Source organism: Curtobacterium sp. SL109 (genome assembly GCF_026672405.1).
Taxonomy (GTDB): Bacteria; Actinomycetota; Actinomycetes; order Actinomycetales; family Microbacteriaceae; genus Curtobacterium.
The window spans coordinates 3,196,595-3,214,804 of sequence record NZ_JAPPRB010000002.1; the positions used below are offsets into that span (position 1 = coordinate 3,196,595).

Genomic DNA, 18,210 nt, shown 5'->3' on the forward strand with positions numbered 1-18,210 from the left:
CCGGAACGGCATGGGGCAGCCACTGGACGGCTGCCTAGCGTCTCCTCGGTCGGCCCCGCCACGCATCCGGTGCGTGGACGGTGACCTGGTTGCCGACCCCCACCGAGGAGAACCATGTTCCTGACCTACCTCAGGCGCGAACTCACGAACCGCAGGAAGCAGACGGTCATCATCGCGATCGGCATGGCGCTCGCCATCGCCCTCGTGGTGATCGTCTCCTCGATCTCCAGCGGCGTGCAGACCGCGCAGTCGAGCGTCCTGCAGTCCGTGTACGGCGTCGGCACGGACATCACCGTGACCAAGACCGAGACCCCGTCGTCGACGAGCGGCGGGCGCCCGTCCTTCGACTTCGGCGACCAGGGCTCGTCGGGCTCCTCCGGCAGCACGGACCTGTCCCAGTCCCGCCTCGCCGTGACCCGCGGCACGTCCACCCTGTCCGCCGCGAACCTCGCCGCGGTGACGGCGACCGACGGGGTCGAGGCCGCCACCGGCGTGCTGACCCTCGAGAACAGCACGTTCTCCGGCTCGGTCAAGCAGGGCAGCGACAGCAGCAGCAGCAGCGACGGTGCCGCCACTCGGCAGGCCCCGAGCGGCGACGCCGGGACGGGTGGCGGTGGCTTCGGCGGCGGCTCGTTCAGCGTCGATTCCTTCACGGTGACCGGCATCCCGGTGTCCGGCGACACCGTCGGTCCGCTGACGAGCACCGAGGTCACGACGGGCCGTGCGTTCCGGACGAGCGACGCCGGCAAGGACGTCGTCGTGCTCGACGCCGCCTACGCCAAGAGCGAGTCGAAGGCCGTCGGGGACACGCTCGAGATCGGCGGCAAGGACTTCACCGTCATCGGGATCGTCGCCTCGACCGGATCGGCGAGCACCACCGGCTCGAACACCTACGTGCCCCTCGACACGGCCCAGGCGCTCGCGGACCTCGACGGCGAGGTGACGTCCGTGTACGTCTCGGCGACCTCGTCGTCCGACGTCGCAGCGGTGAAGACGGCCCTGCAGGCGAAGCTCTCGAGTGCCACCGTCTCCACCGAGGCCGACCTCGCCTCGAGCGTGTCCGGGTCCCTGGCCACGGCATCGAGCCTCGTCGCGAACCTCGGCCGGTGGCTGTCGCTCCTCGTCCTCGCCGCGGCGTTCCTCATCGCGATCCTCTTCACGATCTCCGGCGTCACCCGGCGCACCCGGGAGTTCGGCACGCTCAAGGCCATCGGCTGGTCGAACGGGCGGATCACCCGGCAGGTCGCCGGCGAGTCCCTCGTGCAGGGCCTCATCGGCGGCGTGATCGGCGCCGCGGCGGGGCTCATCGGCATCCTCGTCGTCAACGTCATCGCCCCGACGGTCTCCGCGAGCACCGCGTCCACCACCACACGCGGCCCCGGCTCCGGCGGCATGTCCGGCGCCGCCGCGACGGCCGCGGCAGGGAGCGGCACGACCGGCGGTGCCCCAGCAGGCGGGTTCGGCGGCGGCGCGAGCACCGCGGCGACCACGGACGTCGTCCTGCACGCCCCCGTCACCGTCGAGGTGTTCCTCCTCGCGATCGGCCTGGCGGTCCTCGGCGGACTGGTCGCCGGTGCGCTCGGCGGGTGGCGTGCCTCCCGGCTGCGCCCCGCCGAGGCGCTGCGGAGCGTCGCCTGATGCGCGCGAGCACCCCGACCCATCCGAACGCCCCGACCACCCCGACCCGAGGAGCCACCGTGACCACCACCGCGACCGCAGCCGACACGGACGACCGGGGCACGGCCTCCCGGCCCGTCTACCGCCTGACCGCCGTGAGCAAGACGTACCAGCAGGGGAAACGGACCGTCACCGCGCTGTCGGACGTCGACCTGGTGATCCCCGCGGGACAGCTCGTGGCGGTCCAGGGGCCGACCGGCGGCGGGAAGTCGACGCTGCTGCAGGTGCTCGGTGCGCTCGACCGGCCGAGCGCGGGATCGGTGGAGCTCGCCGGTCGTGACGTGGCGACGCTCGGGGACCGGGCGCTGACCGACCTGCGGGCCACCGAGATCGGCTTCGTCTTCCAGGGCTTCAACCTGATCCCGACGCTGACCGCGCTCGAGAACGTCGAGACGGCGTTCGCGGGTTCGCTGGCGAAGCAGTCCCGGCAGGAGGTACGCCGCCGCGCGACCGAGGCCCTGCGGGAGGTCGGCCTCGGTGAGCGCCTGGACCACCTGCCGGCTGAGCTCTCCGGCGGGCAGCAGCAGCGCGTCGCGATCGCCCGGGCGCTCGTGAAGAACCCGCGGGTGCTCCTGGCGGACGAGCCGACCGGCGCCCTGGACGAGGGCACCCGCGACGAGATCATGGCGATCATCGAGCGGCAGTGGCGCGATCGCGGCCTGACCGTGGTGATCGTCACCCACGACTCGTGGGTCGCGGGGCGCGCCGAGCGCCGGCTGCTCCTGCAGCAGGGACAGGTGCGCGAGCTGACGACACGTCCCTGACGCGCGGACGGTGCGCCCGTCACCGCCTGGAGGCCCGGTGCCGGTCTCGTGGACCGGCACCGGGCCTCCAGGCGGTCGCGTCCAGGCGCTCGGGCGGGACGCTCAGCCGGCGACGGGGTAGTCGCAGTACGCGAACCACGTCGAGTCCGGGGCCCACGGCGGGACGTTGACCGTCCCCTGGCCGCCGTCGAGTGCGACGAGCGTCTCGGGCAGGACCGCGATCCGCGCTCCGCGCACCAGGCTGCCCGGCAGTAGCCGGAGCTCCACGCGGTGGTCGGCCGGGTGGCCCTGCACGCCGGGCTCGTACGACAGGTAGAGCAGGTGCGCGCCGTCCGGCGACACGTGCGGGAACCAGTTCACGCGGTCGTCGGCCGTGATCTGCACGGGGTCGCTCGAACCTGCGCGCAGGGACACCAACTGGGCGGTCCCCGGGGTGAAGCGCTCCGAGTTGTACACGAGCACGTCGCCCGCGAACGAGCAGCCGTCCGTCGGGTGCTCGTCCCGCGTCACGAAGGTGGTCGCGCCCGAGGTCGGGTCGACGAGCGCGACGTCGGTCGTCCAGACGCCGTCCTCGGACAGGTCGCCGACGATGGCCGCGAGCGAGGACCCGTCCGGCGCGATGCCGTGCAGGTAGTACTTGCGGGCGACGGGCAGCGCCTGCGCGACGTCGGTGATCTGCTCGGTGGGTCCGCCTGCGGGCAGCGGCACGCGGTACAGCTCGCCGTTCCTGGCACTCACCACCACCGAGGCACCGGACGGGTCGAGCACGTGGTCGTTGTTGATCTCGTCGACGCCGTCCATCGGGACCGGCACGAGCGCGGTCTCGTCGAGCACGGTGTCGTCCCCGGGTGCGGGCAGCGGCAGCAGCCACAGGTCGCCGTTGCCGTTCAGCACGAGGGTGTGCTCGTCGAGCACGTTCGGGGCCTCGACGAGCACGGTGTCGGACGCGAACACGAGCCGCGCGGTCCTGGTGGCGACGTCGTACACGTGCACGCGGCTGGTCTGTCCGGGCAGCAGCTGCCGCCCCCTGGTGTCGCTCATGGGTCCATCCTCCTGGTTCGAGCGGGTCGCTGGTCCTTCTCCGCGAAACACCGGTGTCCAGGCACCGAACCGCGGAAAGTCGCGGCGCGGCACCTGGACACCGGTGTCTGGCGAGGGTTGGTCGGCCCTACTTCACCGCACCGGCGGTCAGTCCGGCGACGAACTGGCGCTGGACCACGAGGAAGGCGATGACGACGGGGATGCTCACCACGAGGCTCGCCGCCATGATCTGGTTCCAGTAGACGTTGGTCTGCGTCGAGTACTGCTGCAGACCGACCGCGAGCGTCTGCCCGTTGCCGTTCGTCATGACCGAGGCGAAGAGGACCTCGCCCCACGCCGTCATGAACGAGTAGATGCCGACCGCCACCAGACCCGGGCGGGCCGACGGCAGGATGATCCGGAACAGCGCACCCATCGGGCCCGAGCCGTCGACCATCGCGGCCTCGTCGAGCTCACGCGGGATCGTCTCGAAGTAGCCCGCGAGCATCCAGATCGAGAACGGCAGCGTGAAGGTCAGGTACGTGATGATCAGGCCGAGCCAGCTGCCGACGAGCTGGATGCCCAGCGTCTGGCCGAGGTTCGTGAAGATCAGGAACAGCGGCAGCAGGAACAGCACGCCGGGGAACATCTGCGTGGAGAGCACCGTCGTGGTGAAGGCGCTCTTGCCCTTGAAGTTCCAGCGCGACACGGCGTACGCGGCGAACGTGGCGATGATGAGCGAGAACACCGTCGCGACCGTGCAGACGACGAGCGAGTTGATGAAGTACTGCCCCAGCGGGACGGTCGACCACATGTCGATGAACGGCTGGAACGTGATCCGCGTGGGGATCCACGTGAAGTCGTTCTGCACGTCACCGAGCGGCTTGATGGCCGTGGTGATCATCACGTAGAGCGGGACGACCGTGAAGATCGTCAGGAGCGTCAGGACGACGACCTTGAAGGACTTGGCGCCGACTGTTTCACGCACGGACGGACCTCCGGTTGGTCACGGCGAGGTAGATGCCGGTCACGATGAGCAGGAAGATGAGGAGCAGCACGCTCATCGCAGCGCCGGAGCCGAAGTTCCAGGTGATGAACGACGCGTTGTAGATGTGGAAGCTCAGCAGGTCGGCCGCCGGCGGCTGCGCGGTGGAACCGAAGAGCACGAACGGCGTGTTGAAGTCGTTGAACGTCCAGAGGAACATCACGAGCACGAGCGTCACGTTGACCGGGCGGACCATCGGCAGCGTGATCGAGCGCCACTGGCGGAACGGCTTGGCGCCGTCGACCGATGCGGCCTCGTACACGTCGGCCGGCACGGACTGCAGGCCGGCCATCAGCATGAGGAACGCGAAGGGCCAGGTCTTCCAGATCGCCACGACGACCACGGCCACGAAGGCGTTGTTGCCGATGAGCCAGAACGGCGCCTGGTTGAACAGGTGCAGCTGGTCGACGAGCAGGTGGTTCAGCGCACCGGAGTCACGCTGGAACATGAACTTCCACGTGATGACGCCGGCGTACATGGGCAGTGCGTACGGCACCAGGAACAGGGTGCGGAACAGGCCGCGACCCCGGAACTCCTTCTGCAGGGCGACCGCGGCCGCCATGCCGAAGCCCCACGAGAGCCCGACGACGAGCACGGTGAACGCGCAGGTGATCAGGAACGAGTTGAGGAGCCCACGGCCGATCGCCTGGTTGAAGTCGATCGCGACGGAGTAGTTGTGCAGCCCGGCGAAGGGCGCGGCACCCCAGTTCGCGATGAAGTACTTGGTGAGCTGCACGAAGCTGATCCAGATGCCGACGAGCATCGGCACGATGTGGATGAGCAGCTCGAAGAGGATGGCAGGACCGACGAGGGCGTACGGCAGCCACTGCAGGCGGCGCTTCCCCCTGGGCGGAGGACCCGACAGGGTCGGGGCCTTCGTGTGCGTCAGGTCGATGGCCTCGGAGTCAGGCAGGACCGTCGTGGACATGGGCAGGGCCTTTCGGCGTCAGGAGTTCGAGTCTGGTGATGCGGGGTGGAGGCCCGGGGCGGTCCTGCGGACGCGCCCCGGGCCTCCGGGCTGGGTGTGGATCAGCCGTTCGCCTGGGACACCTGGTCCTGGGCGGTCTGCAGTGCGGACTTGATGTCGCTGGCCGAGACGGTGCCGCCGGTCGCGATCTTGGCGAACATGTCGTTCATCGCCTTGCCGACCGTGGACTCGAACTGGTCCTCGGCGGGCACCAGCGGGAGCGGCTTCGCCTTGTTGTTGTAGATGTCGAGGAACGTCTTCGTCTGCTCGTCGGTGACCGAGTCGGCCGCGGCAGCGAGCACCGGGAGGGCCGAGTACGGCTTGTCGAGCGTGGTCTGCGTGTTCGCGCTCGTCATGTACTTGACGAACTTGAGCGCGCCGTCCTCGTTCTTCGTGTTCTTGAAGATCGACAGGTTGATGCCGGCCGGGAAGCTGGCGATCTCCTTGCCGTCCGCCGGGGCGGGCAGCGCGACGACGCCGTACTCGTCCGACTTCATCCCGAGGGACTCGATCGTGTTGTTCGCGTTGTTCTGGTTCAGGATGAACGCGGCCTTCTTGTTCGCGAAGTCCGTGACCGACTGGGTCGCGTTGTCGTACTGGGCGTTCGACGGGTTCGCGACCTTGGCGTCCTGCATCAGGTCGAGGTAGCGCTTGATGCCGTCGACGTTGGCCTTCGAGGTGAAGGTCGGCTTGCCGCTCTTGTCGAACCACTCGCCGCCGTTCTGCGCCGAGTTGATGAACGCGAAGTGCGCGTTCTCGGTGTACGAACCACCCGCGAGGCTGAAGCCGTACTTGCCACCCGTGGTGAGCTTCTTGGCGTCGGTGACCAGGTCCTCCCACGTGGTGGGCGGGGTGATGCCGGCGTCCTGCAGCATCTGCTTGTTGTAGTACAGGCCGTAGGCGAGGCCGTACAGCGGGACGCTGGTGACGGTCTTGCCGGGGGCGCCACCGGTGGAGAGCGCGACCTTGCCGAACTTGTCGGACCCGCCGATCGCCTTCATCTCCGAGGCACCGAACTCCTTGAAGGCGCCGGTGGCCTGGAGCGAGGTCGCCCACGTGTTGCCGATGTTGACGACGTCCGGGCCCTGGCCCGAGGTGACGGCCGTCTGGATCTTCGTCTGCAGGTCGTTCCAGCCGATGACCTGGAGGTCGACCTTGATCCCGGTCTCCTTGGTGAACTTCTTGAGGACGGGGGTCAGCACCTCCTTGTCGTTCTGCAGGGAGGTGCCCTGGTTCGACGCCCAGTAGGTGAGCGTCTTGGAGTCGCCCGAGGAACCGGACCCTCCGGCGGAGCAGGCTGCGAGGCCGGTCACGGTGAGTGCCGCGGCCGCGGTGATGGCCAGTGCGCGGATGGCAGTGCGCATGACTCTCTACTTTCTCGTCGTTGAGATGGTGCAAGGGGGTGGTGCTGTGCTCCGGGAGGAGCGGTTCGGGTGCTGCTGTGTTCGGTGGTGCGGTGGTGCGGTGGTGCGGTGTTCGGTGGTGCGGTGTTGCGGTGCTGCGGTGTTCTGCGGGTCAGACCAGGGTCTGTTCCGCGGGGTCCCAGCCTTCGGGGAGGGTCTGGGACGGCGACACGGTGCTCGTCACGAGCACCGCCTCGCCACGTTCTGCTGCCTCGGCGATGGAGACCATCACGTCGAGGACGTGGAAGGCGAGCGCACCGGGGACCCGGTTCTCCTCGCCGGCACGGAGGGAGCGGGCCAGGTCGACCACACCGGTCCCCCGCGAGTAGGTGGACCCGACGGCCGGGATGGTCTCCGGCTCCTCGGAACCGAGCACGTACAGCTCGGTGTCGCCGTCGAAGTCGTTCGGGTCGGGGAAGACGACCGTGCCGGTCTCGCCCGCGATCTCGACGAAGCCGGTCCGGCCGCGGTCGGACTCGAACGAGAAGACGCTCTGCGCGCTCCCGCCGTCCTCGAACTCGATGAGCGCGGAGTGGTTCGTCGGGACGTCCACCGGGAACTCCGTGCCGGCCTTCGGGCCGGAGCCGATCGTGCGCGTGGCACGGGACTTCGACGCGGTGGCCGTGACCTTCTTCACCGGGCCGAAGGCCTGGACGAGCGTGGTGATGTAGTACGGGCCGATGTCGAACAGCGGGCCGGCGCCGTACGCGAAGAGGAACTCGGGGCTCGGGTGCCACGACTCCGGGCCGGGGCTCTGGAAGAGCGTCAGGCCGTTCAGCGGAGTGCCGATGCGACCCTCGCGGATCGTCCGGAGCGCGGTCTGCAGGCCGGCCCCGAGGAAGGTGTCCGGGGCGACGGAGACGGTCACGCCTGCTGCGGCTGCTGCGTCACGGAGCTGCGCGGCGCTGTCGCGGTCGAGGGCGTAGGGCTTCTCGCCCCACACGTGCTTGCCGGCGGCGACGGCCTCGAGGGCGACCTCGACGTGGGCGGCCGGGATGGTCAGGTTGACGACGATCTCGATGTCGTCGTCCGCCAGGAGCTCGGCGACGGTACCGGAGGCGGGGACGCCCCACTTCTCGGCCTGGGCGGCAGCGCGCTCGAGGTCGATGTCGGCGATGAAGCGGACCTGCACGTCGGGGAAGACCGTGAGGTTGCCGAGGTACTGGTCCGAGATGACCCCGGCGCCGATGACGCCGACGCCGACGGGGCCGGTCTTCCGGGTGGTCGCGGTGGTGGTGGCCGACGTCGTGTCGGTCGTGGTGTCGGTCATGCGTGTGCTCCCTGCAGGAATGCGTACGAGTCGGTGACGGCCTGGAACACGTCACCCTCGTGGTCGTCGAGCTCGATCACGTGCTGGGCGTCCGGTGCCGCGGCGATGATGTCGGCGATCGGCATGATGCCGTTGCCCACGGCGACCTGCTTCGTGTCGTCGTGCGAGCCGTCGCCGTCCTTGACGTGCAGGAACTGGACCTTGTCGCCGTACTTGCCGATGATCGCCACCGGGTCGTCACCGCCGACCGTGACCCAGTAGGTGTCGAGCTCGAGCACGACGTCGTCGGAGAGTGCGTCGGCGAAGACCTCGTAGGCGCTGACGCCGTCGATGCGGTTCGAGAACTCGAACGCGTGGTTGTGGTAGCCGAGGGTCAGGCCGTGGTCGGCGGCGCGGGGCGCGAGGGCGCTCAGTTCGCGGGCGATCGCCTCGACGTCCTCGCGGGTGGTCCAGCGGGCCTCGTCGATGTGCGGGTCGATGAGCGTGCCCGTGCCGACCGTGGAGGTGGCGTGGAAGATCTGCTCGAGGTCCTGCTCGCCGGCGTCCAGCAGCCGGGCGTGACCGCTCGGTGCGACGAGGCCGGCGTCCCGCAGGGCGGTCGCGTACTCGTCGGCGCGGTCGACGTAGCCGAAGAGCTCCACGTTCGTGAAGCCGATGCCGGCGATGCGCTGCAGCGTGCCGGGCAGATCGGCCGAGAGCGCGTCACGGACCGTGTAGAGCTGGACCGAAAGCGGTTGGGTCACCGGTGTTCTCCTCGTCGAGTTGGTGCGGGTCGTCACTGACCGATCGTCACACTACGAGTACTTCTGTCGGTCGTCAAGCAGAAGTCCGCAGACGTTCGACGCACTTCGTTGCGTGGCGCATTCGAAGTGTGTTTCACTCGCACCATGGTCGACTTGGCACGGACGGCAGCGTCGCCTCCGGTCGGGACGAGCGAGCTCTTCCAGATCCTCCGCGACGGTGTGCCGCGGACCCGGTCGGAACTCGCCGCCCTGACGGGAGCAGCACGCTCGACCATCGGCGTGCGCCTGGACGCCCTCATCGACGTCGGCCTGGTCGGCGCGGTCGAGACGGCGGCGTCCACCGGTGGACGTCCACCCGCCCAGGTCGCACTGCGGCCCACGTCCCGCCTGGTCATCGCCGCCGACCTCGGTGCCTCGCACGGCCGCGTCGCCGTGACGGACCTCGTCGCGCAGCCGCTCGCCACCCGCGAGGCCCAGATCGACATCGCCGCCGGCCCCGTCCCCACGCTCTCGTGGCTCGTGCAGGCCATCGACGACCTCCTCGACGAGGTCGGGCGCACCCGCGACGACGTGATCGCGATCGGCATCGGCGTGCCCGGTCCCGTCGAGTTCTCCACCGGACGCCCCGCGAACCCGCCGATCATGCCCGGATGGGACGGCTTCGACGTCCCCGCGTGGCTCCGGCAGCACATCCAGGCCCACGTCCTGCTCGACAACGACGTCAACATCGCCGCACTCGGCGAACGGGAACACGGCTGGTCGGGCGTCGACCACCTGCTCTTCGTCAAGGTCGCGACGGGCATCGGGTCCGGCATCGTGTCCGAGGGCCGGCTCCAGCGTGGCGCCCAGGGCACCGCGGGTGACATCGGTCACGTGCGGGTGTCCAGCGCCGGCAGCGTCCCCTGCCACTGCGGCAACACCGGCTGCCTCGAGGCCGTCGCGTCAGGCCCGGCGATCGCCCGCGCCCTCCGGGCCAAGGGACACGACGTGTACACGAGCGCGGACGTCATCGACCTGGTCACCCGGTCGGACCTCGACGCGATCGGCGCCGTCCGCCAGGCCGGCCGGGACATCGGCGAGGTCCTCGCCACGTGCGTGTCGCTGATGAACCCGTCGGTGATCGTCCTCGGTGGTTCGATCACGCAGGCCGGGGAGCATCTGCTCGCCGGCGTCCGGGAGGTCGTCTACTCCCGCTCGATGCCCCTCGCCACCGAGCACCTCGTCATCGCCCAGTCCCGCGCCGGCGGCATCGCCGCACTGCAGGGAGCCGCCGCCCTCGCCATCGGGTACGCCCTCTCCCCCGCCGGCGTCGACGAGCTCGTCACCTACGCCGAGGGCCGGGAGCTCGTGTCCTGACCGCGCGCCGGTTCCGGCACGTCGGTGCGCGGGTGGAGAATCATCTGGTGACGATCGTGCAGCCCACCCTGTGGGACAGTCTGGAGGCCCTGGCCGGCCCCGACGCGTCCCCGGCGGACGCGCACACCCCGCCGATCCGACGGGACAGCTTCACAGCACTGCGCGGGCACACCGAGCGGATCGTCGCGCACTCCTCGGACCGCGTCGCCTGGCTGCGCGCCCGGGCCATGGGCATCACCGCCACGGACGTCGCCCGGCTGGCGTCGCTCCGCGCGGTGGAGGCCGTCGTCACCGACAAGCGGTACGGCTCGCGGTTCTCCGGCAACGTCTACACCGAGCACGGCAAGGACCGCGAGCCCGTCCTCGCCGCCTGGGTCGCCGCCACCCACGGGATCCTGCCGTCGGCACACCTGTTCCACGCCGCGGCCAACCGAGCGCACCTCGCCACCCCGGACGGCGTCGGGCACGACCGCGACGGCCGGCTCCTGCTCGCCGAGATCAAGACCACGTCGAACGGCTGGAAGCGCATCCCCCGCCACTACCTCCGTCAGGTGTGGTGGCAGCAGTACGTCCTCGGCGCCGAGCGCACCCTGTTCGTCTGGGAGAAGCACGACGACTTCGTGCCCGTCGCCGACGAGCCCGAGTGCCGGTGGATCGACCGCGACGACGACCAGATCCGTGGGCTCGTCGGACTCGCGGACATGGTCCTCGACCGGCTCCGCAGCGCGCGCTGACCGCTCAGCGCACCACTGGACCCGTCCCCGGCCCTGGTCTATCCTGACCGCACTGCAGCCCAGGACCCCGGCGGCCGTACCGATCCGCGTCCGTCGACGACGACCTGGCGCGATCCGGCTGGCCGAGGGCACCTGATCCCCCCTCGACCGACCGGCGGAGCGCCGATCCCGACGGGCTCCGCCGGTCCCTGCCGTCCCTGTGAGGGTCGGAGAGCCAGGTGCTGGAGTGCGTCGTCAGACCCGGACCAGGCGGAGTCGACTCATCCCGACCACCAGGATCCCCATCAACCCGATGAACACCGCGACGCCGAGGCAGTACAGCGCGACGACGCCGTACCCCTGCGCCGAGTCGAGGAACGGGTACGGCACCCACCCGTCGGTCGCACCACGGATCAGGACCACCACGAGCCAGACGGCCGGGTAGATCAGGAACAGCCAGACGTGCCGCAGCAGCAGGCGCGCCCGGTCCGAGAACAGCAGCCAGTCGAGGACGGCGTACACGGGGAGGACCCGGTGCAGGACGTCGTTCGACCACTGCACCGTGAACGACTGGTCGAGCGACGCGTGTACGAGCAGGGTGTTGTAGACGATGCCGGTCGTCGCGATGTAGACCGTCGACGCACCGCGGAACACCGATGCACCGAGCCCCTCGCGCTGCCGTTTCGCCGCCGACACCAGCGTGACGGCCAGCGCCACCGCGATGAACACGTTCGACTGGATCGTGAAGTACCCGAAGAAGTTGAACGGGTTGAAGGTCGGACTCGCGATGCTCCGCAGGAACTGCGCGACGATCGCGGCGACGACCAGGACCACGGCGACGAGCCGGAGGGTGTTGACGAACGTGCGCACGCTGCCACGTTAGTGGGCAGGACGCACGAACGCCCCGGACCGATGTCGGTCCGGGGCGTTCGTGGTGATCAGATCAGGACGATCAGATGCTGTTGACGTCGAGCGGGATGCCCGGCCCGAAGGTCGTCGAGACGGCGCCCTTCATGACGTAGCGGCCCTTCGAGGCGCTCGGCTTGAGGCGGTTGATCTCCTCGAGCGCGGTCGAGATGTTCTCGTCGAGCTGCTCCGGGGTGAACGAGGCCTTGCCGACGACGAAGTGCACGTTGGAGTGCTTGTCGACGCGGAACTCGATCTTGCCGCCCTTGATGTCGTTCACGGCCTGCGCGACGTTCGGGGTCACGGTGCCGGTCTTCGGGTTCGGCATGAGGCCACGCGGGCCCAGCACCTTGCCCAGACGACCGACCTTGCCCATGAGCTCGGGGGTCGAGACGGCGGAGTCGAACGAGGTGTAGCCCTCGGCGACCTTCGCGATGAGCTCGTCGCCACCGACCTCGTCGGCGCCGGCGGCGATCGCGGCCTCGGCCGCAGCGCCCGTCGCGAAGACGATGACGCGGGCGGTCTTGCCGGTGCCGTGCGGCAGGATGACGGTGCCGCGCACCATCTGGTCCGCCTTGCGGGGGTCGACGCCGAGCTTCAGCGCGACCTCGACCGTGGAGTCGGTCTTCGCAGAGCCGGTCTCCTTGGCCAGTGCGACAGCCTCGGTCGGGGTGTAGAACTTGTCGGCCTGGATCTTCGCGGCCGCGGCCTGGTAGGCCTTTGACTTCTTCGCCATGGTGGTCTCCTTGCGAGATACGTGGTTGGCGAGCCGGCGAGGCTCTCCCACGGAAGGGTGTCTGGGGTGTGTGCCTGAGGCGGTGAGGCCTAGGCCTCGACCGTGATGCCCATCGAGCGTGCGGTACCGGCGATGATCTTCGCGGCCTGCTCGATGTCGTTGGCGTTCAGGTCGGCCTGCTTGGTCTCGGCGATCTGACGGACCTGGTCCATCGAGATCTTCGCGACCTTGACCGTGTGCGGGGTCGCGGACCCCTTCTGCACACCCGCAGCCTTCTTGATGAGCTCGGCGGCCGGCGGGGTCTTGAGGATGAACGTGAACGAACGGTCCTCGTAGACGGTGATCTCCACCGGGACGACGTTGCCGCGCTGCGACTCGGTCGCGGCGTTGTACGCCTTGCAGAACTCCATGATGTTCACGCCGTGCTGACCGAGCGCGGGACCGATCGGGGGTGCCGGGTTGGCGGCGCCCGCGTTGATCTGCAGCTTGATCAGGCCCGTGACCTTCTTCTTCGGTGCCATGTTCGCTTTCCTCCTGGGATCGAACGCACGGGGAATCCGTGCACTCTCCCGCGTGACCGGCGGATCCGGCTCGCGGTGACGAGCCTGCGGCGCGTGACGCAGCAGACCCAAACTCGATGAGTCTAGTGGATGTGTGACCGCTAGAGCTTGGTGACCTGGTCGAAGCTGAGCTCGACCGGGGTCTCACGCTCGAACAGCGAGACGAGGACGGTGAGCTTGCCGCTCTCCGGCTTGATCTCGGAGATCGACCCGGGGAGACCCGCGAACGAGCCCTCCTTGATGGTGATCGTCTCGCCGACCTCGAAGTCGACCTCGGCGGCCGGCTGGGCCTGCGTGAGGCCGGAGCCCTTGCCGCCCTTCGACGGTGCGGTCTCGGCGACCTGCACCAGGGACTTCAGCATGCCGAAGGCCTCGTCGAAGCGGAGCGGGGTCGGGTTGTGCGCGTTGCCGACGAAGCCGGTGACACCCGGGGTGTGCCGGACGACGGACCACGAGTCCTCGTTGAGGTCGAGGCGGACGAGCACGTAGCCGGGGATCCGGACGCGCGTGACGAGCTTGCGCTGACCGTTCTTGATCTCGACGACGTCCTCCATCGGGACCTCGACCTGGTAGATGTAGTCCTCCATCGACATCGAGACCATGCGGTTCTCGATGTTCGACTTCACGCGGCGCTCGAAGCCCGCGTAGGAGTGGATGACGTACCACTTGCCCGGCTTCATCCGCAGCTCGGCCTTGAAGGCCTCGTACGGGTCGACCTCGGCGGGCTCGTCGTCCTCGGCGTCGACGTCGTCCTCGGCCACGATGGTGACCTCGGTGTCGGGGGCCAGGTCGACCTCGGACTCCGGGGCGATCGCACCGAGGGTGTCCGCGGACTCCTCGGCGGCGATGGTCTCGTTCGCCTCTGCGGCGGTCTCGTCCTCGAGCTCGGACTCTTCCTCGTCCTCGACGGCCTCGACGGCGGCCTCGGCCTCGTCGGGGGTGTCGATCTCGAGCGCGTCGTCCACGACGGCGTCGGCTTCGGGGTCGCGGGACTCGGCGAGGGCGGTCAGCGTCTCGTCGATGCCGTCGACGTCACCGTCGTCCGGCTCGGCGCTGAGACCGAGCGACTCGTCGTCCTCGTCCTCGATGCCGATCGCGCGCTCCTCGGCGGACTCGGCCGAGCGGCCTTCGCCCGTCTCGACGTTGCCTTCCTGGTTCTCCTCCACCTCGGAGGACTGCTCTGCAGCGGTCGCGAGGTCGATGTCGTCGCGGGAGTAGTCAGACACTGTCGGTTCTTTCCGTTCGGTGGTTCGGATCGGGTTGCGGTCGGCCCGTTGTCCGTGCGGACGAGGTCCGTCGGCACGGTCTTCGATCTGCGCCGACGACGACCGCTGGCGGCCTGCCGGTGGGTCGGGACGGACGTCCGAGCGGGTCAGGCCGTGGGGCCGTTGCCGAAGACGTACCCGACGCCGAGGCCGAACACGAAGTCGAGGATCGACACGAGGACCATCATCACGACGACGAACACCAGCACGACGCCGGTGTAGCTGAAGAGCTCCTTGCGGGTCGGCGTCACGACCTTGCGGAGCTCGCCGATGACCTGGCGGATGAACAGCGCGATGGCAGCGAACGGCCCGCGGCGCGTGGCCCGGTCCTGCTTCGCCTGGGCGACGACGTCGTCCGCCGTCGTGTCCATGTCTTTGCTGGCCAACTCGTCACCTTTCCAGATGTGCAGGGCGGACAGGACTCGAACCTGCAACCTGCGGTTTTGGAGACCGCTGCTCTACCAATTGAGCCACCGCCCTTCAGGAGACTGTTCGTCTCCCGAGTGGACACGTCCGCCATCAGGCAGGCCGTGACCACCGCAGATGAGTGTACGGGAGTGCGTCACGCGGTGTCCACTTGGGCGGTGCTCCGGCGTGCCGCGCCGATAGGCTGGGCCGGTGAGCACCGCAGCCCCCGGCCCCGAGTCCACCGCCCACCAGCGACCGCGCATCGCCTCGCGCATCGCCGCGATCGCCGAGTCCGCGACGCTGAAGGTCGACGCCAAGGCGAAGGCGCTGAAGGCCGCCGGGCGCCCGGTGATCTCCTTCGCTGCCGGCGAGCCGGACTTCGCGACGCCGGACCACGTCGTCGACGCCGCGGTCGCCGCGGCGAAGGACCCGAAGAACCACCGCTACACCCCGGCGACGGGCCTCCCCGAGCTGAAGCAGGCCGTCGCCGACAAGACGGCACGCAGCTCCGGCATCGCGGTCGACCCGTCCCGGGTCATCATCACGAACGGCGGCAAGCAGGCCGTCTACCAGGCCTTCGCCACGATCGTGGACGACGGCGACGAGGTCCTGCTCCCCGCGCCGTACTGGACGACCTACCCCGAGGCGATCCGGCTGGCCGGCGGCGAACCCGTCGAGGTCTTCGCCGGCAGCGACCAGGGCTACCTCGTCACGGTCGAGCAGCTGGAGGCAGCGCGCACGCCGAAGACCAAGGCGCTGCTGTTCTGCTCCCCGTCGAACCCGACCGGCGCCGTGTACTCCGCCGAGCAGACCCGCGCCATCGGCGAGTGGGCGCTCGAGCACGGCATCTGGGTGATCAGCGACGAGATCTACCAGGACCTCGTCTACGACGGCATCACCTTCACCGGCATCCTCGAGGCCGTGCCCGCCCTCGCCGACACCACGATCCTGGTGAACGGCGTCGCCAAGACCTACGCCATGACCGGCTGGCGCGTCGGGTGGTTCATCGGCCCGGCCGACGCCGTCAAGGCCGCGTCGAACCTGCAGTCGCACCTGTCGTCGAACGTGTCGAACGTCTCCCAGCGGGCGGCCATCGCCGCGCTCACCGGACCGCAGGAACCCGTCGTGGCCATGCGCGAGGCCTTCGACCGCCGCCGGAAGGCCATCGTCGACGGGCTCAACGCGATCCCCGGCTTCGTCACGCCGACACCGGAGGGCGCCTTCTACGTCTACCCCGACGTCACGGCACTGCTCGGCCGCGAGTGGGCCGGCAGCACCCCGACCACCACGCTCGAGCTCGCCGACCTGGTCCTCGAGCACGCCGAGGTCGCGGTCGTCCCCGGCGAGGCCTTCGGCCCCTCCGGGTACCTGCGCCTGTCCTACGCCCTGGGCGACGAGGACATCGCCGAGGGCGTCGCCCGCCTGGCAGCGTTCTTCAGCTGACACGGCGAACCGCCAGGAGGCCCGGCGTGGGTCAGGCGAGCAGGTCGCCGACCACGACGGGCTCCGGCGCGAGCGTCACACCGAAGCGGTTGAGGACGCTCACCTGGACGTAGCGGGCGAGCTCGGCGACCTGGGCGGCGGACGCACCGCCGCGGTTGGTCAGCGCGAGCGTGTGCTTCGTCGAGATGCCTGCGCGGGACCCGGCGATGCCGTACCCGCGGTGCACCCCGGCGTGCTCGATGAGCCACGCGGCGCTGAGCTTGACCTCGTCACCCGCCGGCCACCGCGGCGCGTCGTCCGGCAGGGTCTCGGCGAAGCCCGCTGACACGATCGGGTTCGTGAAGAACGACCCCGCGCTCCGGGTGTCCGGGTCGGCGGCGTCGAGGACCATGCCCTTCGACGCACGGAGCGCGAGCACGGTCGACCGCACCACGGCGGGGTCGACACGCGCACCGAGCTCGACCCCGAGGGACCCGGCCAGCTGGGCGTAGCGCACCGGGACACCGCCGTCGGTGTCGGTGCCGAGGGCGAACTCCACGGTGAGCACCACACCGCGGCGGCCGTGCTTGAGGGTGCTCGTGCGGTAGCCGAGCTCGAGCTCGGCGGCGTCGAGCCACGCGCGCTCCCCCGTGGCCGCATCGAGGAACTCGACGCGGGTGAGCACGTCGGAGAGCTCGACCCCGTACGCCCCGATGTTCTGCACGGGGGACGCTCCGACGGTGCCCGGGATGCCACTCAGGGCCTCCATCCCGGTGAAGCCGAGCTCGACGGTCGACGCGACGAACGCGTCCCACGGTTCGCCGGCGGCGACGCGGACGGTGACGCCGTCGGCGGTGCGCTCGTGCTCGACGCCGCGCGTGCGGACGAGGACGACGGTGCCGTCGAAGCCGCTGTCGGCGACCAGGAGGTTGCTGCCGCCACCGACCACGAGCCAGTCGTCGTCGTCCCAGGCGTCCCGCGTGTGCGCGACGAGTTCGTCGGTGGTGTGCGCGACCAGCAGGCGCCCGGCGTCGCCGCCGACGCCGAGGGTGGTGAGGTCGGCGAGCGTCGTCGCTGCCACGGTCAGTGGAACGCCACCGTGACCTGCGCCTTGCCGAGCACGGTCTGCCCGGCGGCGGTCACGGTGAGGTCGATGCGGGCGGGACGGCCCTGGTCGTCGACGGTGCCGACCTTGGCGACGACGCCGACCGTGGCGCCCTGCTCGGGGTCGACGACGACGGGACGGGTGAAGCGGACGCCGTACGAGGCGATCCACCCGCGGTCGCCGAGCCACTCGGACACCGGCTGGACGGCGAGGCCCATCGTCAGCATGCCGTGCGCGAGCACACCGGGGAGCCCCACGGAGGCGGCGACGTCGTCGCGGTAGTGGATCGGGTTGAAGTCACCCGAGGCCCCTGCGTAGCGCACCAGGGCGTCGCGGGTGAGGTGGACGTCGCGTTCGGCGACGACGGTGCCGACCTCGGCGGTGGTGGTGTCGGTGGTCATGCGTCGTCTCCTCGGACGACGAGGGTCGACGTCGCCGTGACGACGTGCTCCCCCGTGGCGTCGGTCATGGTGCTCTCCGCCGTGACCATCGCGTTGCCGCCGAGGGTCTTGACGCTCGTGACGGTCAGTGTGGCGGTGAGTTCGTCGCCGGCGACGATCGGTCGGGCGTAGGTGAACTTCTGCTCGCCGTGGACCACGCGGGAGAAGTCGATGCCGGCGTCCGGCTCGGCCAGGAGCTGCGCGAGGGTGGCTTCCTGCACGACCACCGCGAAGGTGGCCGGCGCGACGACGTCGTCGTGGCCGGCGGCTCGGGCGGCGGCGGTCTCGTGGTGGATCGGGTTCGTGGCGAACGTGGCGCGGGCGAACTCGCGCACCTTCTCTCGACCGACCAGGTAGGGCGGGGCCGGCGGGAACGTCCTGCCGACGAGCTCGGGGTTCACTGACACGAC

19 protein-coding genes and 1 tRNA gene are annotated in these 18,210 nt (G+C 69.9%); 5 read left to right on the forward strand and 15 right to left on the reverse strand.

The window, feature by feature from the left end:
* The first annotated feature begins 114 nt into the window (after nt 1-114).
* Together OVA28_RS16480 and OVA28_RS16485 are read left to right on the forward strand one after the other, a co-directional pair.
* Nucleotides 115-1,638: an ABC transporter permease gene (locus OVA28_RS16480; RefSeq protein ID WP_268097723.1), complete on the forward strand. Its 1,524-nt coding sequence runs from the start codon at nt 115-117 to the stop codon at nt 1,636-1,638.
* A 59-nt stretch (nt 1,639-1,697) separates the two neighbouring features.
* On the forward strand, nt 1,698-2,441 hold the full coding sequence (locus OVA28_RS16485) for an ABC transporter ATP-binding protein (RefSeq protein ID WP_268097724.1): 744 nt from the start codon (nt 1,698-1,700) through the stop codon (nt 2,439-2,441).
* 102 nt (nt 2,442-2,543) lie between these two features.
* Here OVA28_RS16485 and OVA28_RS16490 read toward each other — a convergent pair whose 3' ends face one another.
* The 6 genes from OVA28_RS16490 to OVA28_RS16515 form a co-directional block, all read right to left on the reverse strand.
* Complete coding sequence (locus tag OVA28_RS16490) at nt 2,544-3,482, reverse strand: biopolymer transporter Tol (protein ID WP_268097726.1); 939 nt, start codon at nt 3,480-3,482, stop codon at nt 2,544-2,546.
* A gap of 127 nt (nt 3,483-3,609) precedes the next feature.
* Complete coding sequence (locus OVA28_RS16495; protein WP_071270201.1) at nt 3,610-4,449, reverse strand: carbohydrate ABC transporter permease; 840 nt, start codon at nt 4,447-4,449, stop codon at nt 3,610-3,612.
* Nucleotides 4,442-5,434: a carbohydrate ABC transporter permease gene (locus OVA28_RS16500; RefSeq protein WP_194627079.1), complete on the reverse strand. Its 993-nt coding sequence runs from the start codon at nt 5,432-5,434 to the stop codon at nt 4,442-4,444. The genes OVA28_RS16495 and OVA28_RS16500 overlap by 8 nt, the downstream gene beginning before the upstream one ends.
* Before the next feature lie 101 nt (nt 5,435-5,535).
* Nucleotides 5,536-6,837, reverse strand: a complete 1,302-nt coding sequence (locus OVA28_RS16505) for an ABC transporter substrate-binding protein (RefSeq protein ID WP_194662206.1) — start codon at nt 6,835-6,837, stop codon at nt 5,536-5,538.
* Between the two features lie 151 nt (nt 6,838-6,988).
* Nucleotides 6,989-8,146, reverse strand: a complete 1,158-nt coding sequence (locus OVA28_RS16510; RefSeq protein WP_268097727.1) for a Gfo/Idh/MocA family protein — start codon at nt 8,144-8,146, stop codon at nt 6,989-6,991.
* Nucleotides 8,143-8,889, reverse strand: a complete 747-nt coding sequence (locus OVA28_RS16515; RefSeq protein WP_268097728.1) for a sugar phosphate isomerase/epimerase family protein — start codon at nt 8,887-8,889, stop codon at nt 8,143-8,145. Before OVA28_RS16515 ends, OVA28_RS16510 begins: the two co-directional genes overlap by 4 nt.
* Before the next feature lie 144 nt (nt 8,890-9,033).
* Between OVA28_RS16515 and OVA28_RS16520 the strand changes: the two genes are divergently transcribed.
* Both OVA28_RS16520 and OVA28_RS16525 read left to right on the forward strand, forming a co-directional pair.
* Nucleotides 9,034-10,245, forward strand: coding sequence for an ROK family protein (locus OVA28_RS16520; protein WP_194662209.1), 1,212 nt, complete (start codon nt 9,034-9,036; stop codon nt 10,243-10,245).
* A 47-nt stretch (nt 10,246-10,292) separates the two neighbouring features.
* Entirely contained in the window at nt 10,293-10,979 is a 687-nt protein-coding gene (locus tag OVA28_RS16525; protein ID WP_442780806.1) for a YqaJ viral recombinase family protein, read from the forward strand.
* Between the two features lie 234 nt (nt 10,980-11,213).
* Here OVA28_RS16525 and OVA28_RS16530 read toward each other — a convergent pair whose 3' ends face one another.
* The 6 genes from OVA28_RS16530 to OVA28_RS16555 all read right to left on the reverse strand — a co-directional run bounded on the left by OVA28_RS16530 (nt 11,214) and on the right by OVA28_RS16555 (nt 14,905).
* A complete protein-coding gene (locus OVA28_RS16530) occupies nt 11,214-11,828 on the reverse strand; it encodes a Pr6Pr family membrane protein (RefSeq protein ID WP_268097729.1) in 615 nt (204 codons plus the stop codon).
* 82 nt (nt 11,829-11,910) lie between these two features.
* On the reverse strand, nt 11,911-12,600 hold the full coding sequence (rplA, locus tag OVA28_RS16535) for a 50S ribosomal protein L1 (RefSeq protein ID WP_071270183.1): 690 nt from the start codon (nt 12,598-12,600) through the stop codon (nt 11,911-11,913).
* Nucleotides 12,601-12,689: 89 nt separating this feature from the next.
* Nucleotides 12,690-13,121: a 50S ribosomal protein L11 gene (gene rplK / locus OVA28_RS16540; protein WP_071270180.1), complete on the reverse strand. Its 432-nt coding sequence runs from the start codon at nt 13,119-13,121 to the stop codon at nt 12,690-12,692.
* Nucleotides 13,122-13,261: 140 nt separating this feature from the next.
* A complete protein-coding gene (gene nusG / locus OVA28_RS16545) occupies nt 13,262-14,386 on the reverse strand; it encodes a transcription termination/antitermination protein NusG (protein ID WP_194662214.1) in 1,125 nt (374 codons plus the stop codon).
* Between the two features lie 146 nt (nt 14,387-14,532).
* Nucleotides 14,533-14,796, reverse strand: coding sequence for a preprotein translocase subunit SecE (secE, locus tag OVA28_RS16550; RefSeq protein ID WP_175481264.1), 264 nt, complete (start codon nt 14,794-14,796; stop codon nt 14,533-14,535).
* Between the two features lie 36 nt (nt 14,797-14,832).
* Nucleotides 14,833-14,905, reverse strand: a tRNA-Trp gene (locus OVA28_RS16555).
* 138 nt (nt 14,906-15,043) lie between these two features.
* Here OVA28_RS16555 and OVA28_RS16560 point away from each other — a divergent pair.
* Nucleotides 15,044-16,276: a pyridoxal phosphate-dependent aminotransferase gene (locus OVA28_RS16560; protein WP_268097730.1), complete on the forward strand. Its 1,233-nt coding sequence runs from the start codon at nt 15,044-15,046 to the stop codon at nt 16,274-16,276.
* 31 nt (nt 16,277-16,307) lie between these two features.
* Here OVA28_RS16560 and OVA28_RS16565 read toward each other — a convergent pair whose 3' ends face one another.
* Genes OVA28_RS16565 through OVA28_RS16575 form a run of 3 tightly spaced genes read right to left on the reverse strand, consistent with a single transcriptional unit; the run spans nt 16,308 to nt 18,207 of the window.
* Nucleotides 16,308-17,342 (reverse strand): UDP-N-acetylmuramate dehydrogenase, encoded by a 1,035-nt coding sequence (locus OVA28_RS16565; RefSeq protein ID WP_442780831.1) that lies wholly within the window; start codon nt 17,340-17,342, stop codon nt 16,308-16,310.
* Nucleotides 17,339-17,761 (reverse strand): MaoC/PaaZ C-terminal domain-containing protein, encoded by a 423-nt coding sequence (locus OVA28_RS16570; RefSeq protein WP_194662218.1) that lies wholly within the window; start codon nt 17,759-17,761, stop codon nt 17,339-17,341. Before OVA28_RS16570 ends, OVA28_RS16565 begins: the two co-directional genes overlap by 4 nt.
* Nucleotides 17,758-18,207: an FAS1-like dehydratase domain-containing protein gene (locus tag OVA28_RS16575; protein ID WP_194662221.1), complete on the reverse strand. Its 450-nt coding sequence runs from the start codon at nt 18,205-18,207 to the stop codon at nt 17,758-17,760. The genes OVA28_RS16570 and OVA28_RS16575 overlap by 4 nt, the downstream gene beginning before the upstream one ends.
* Between the last annotated feature and the right edge of the window lie 3 nt (nt 18,208-18,210).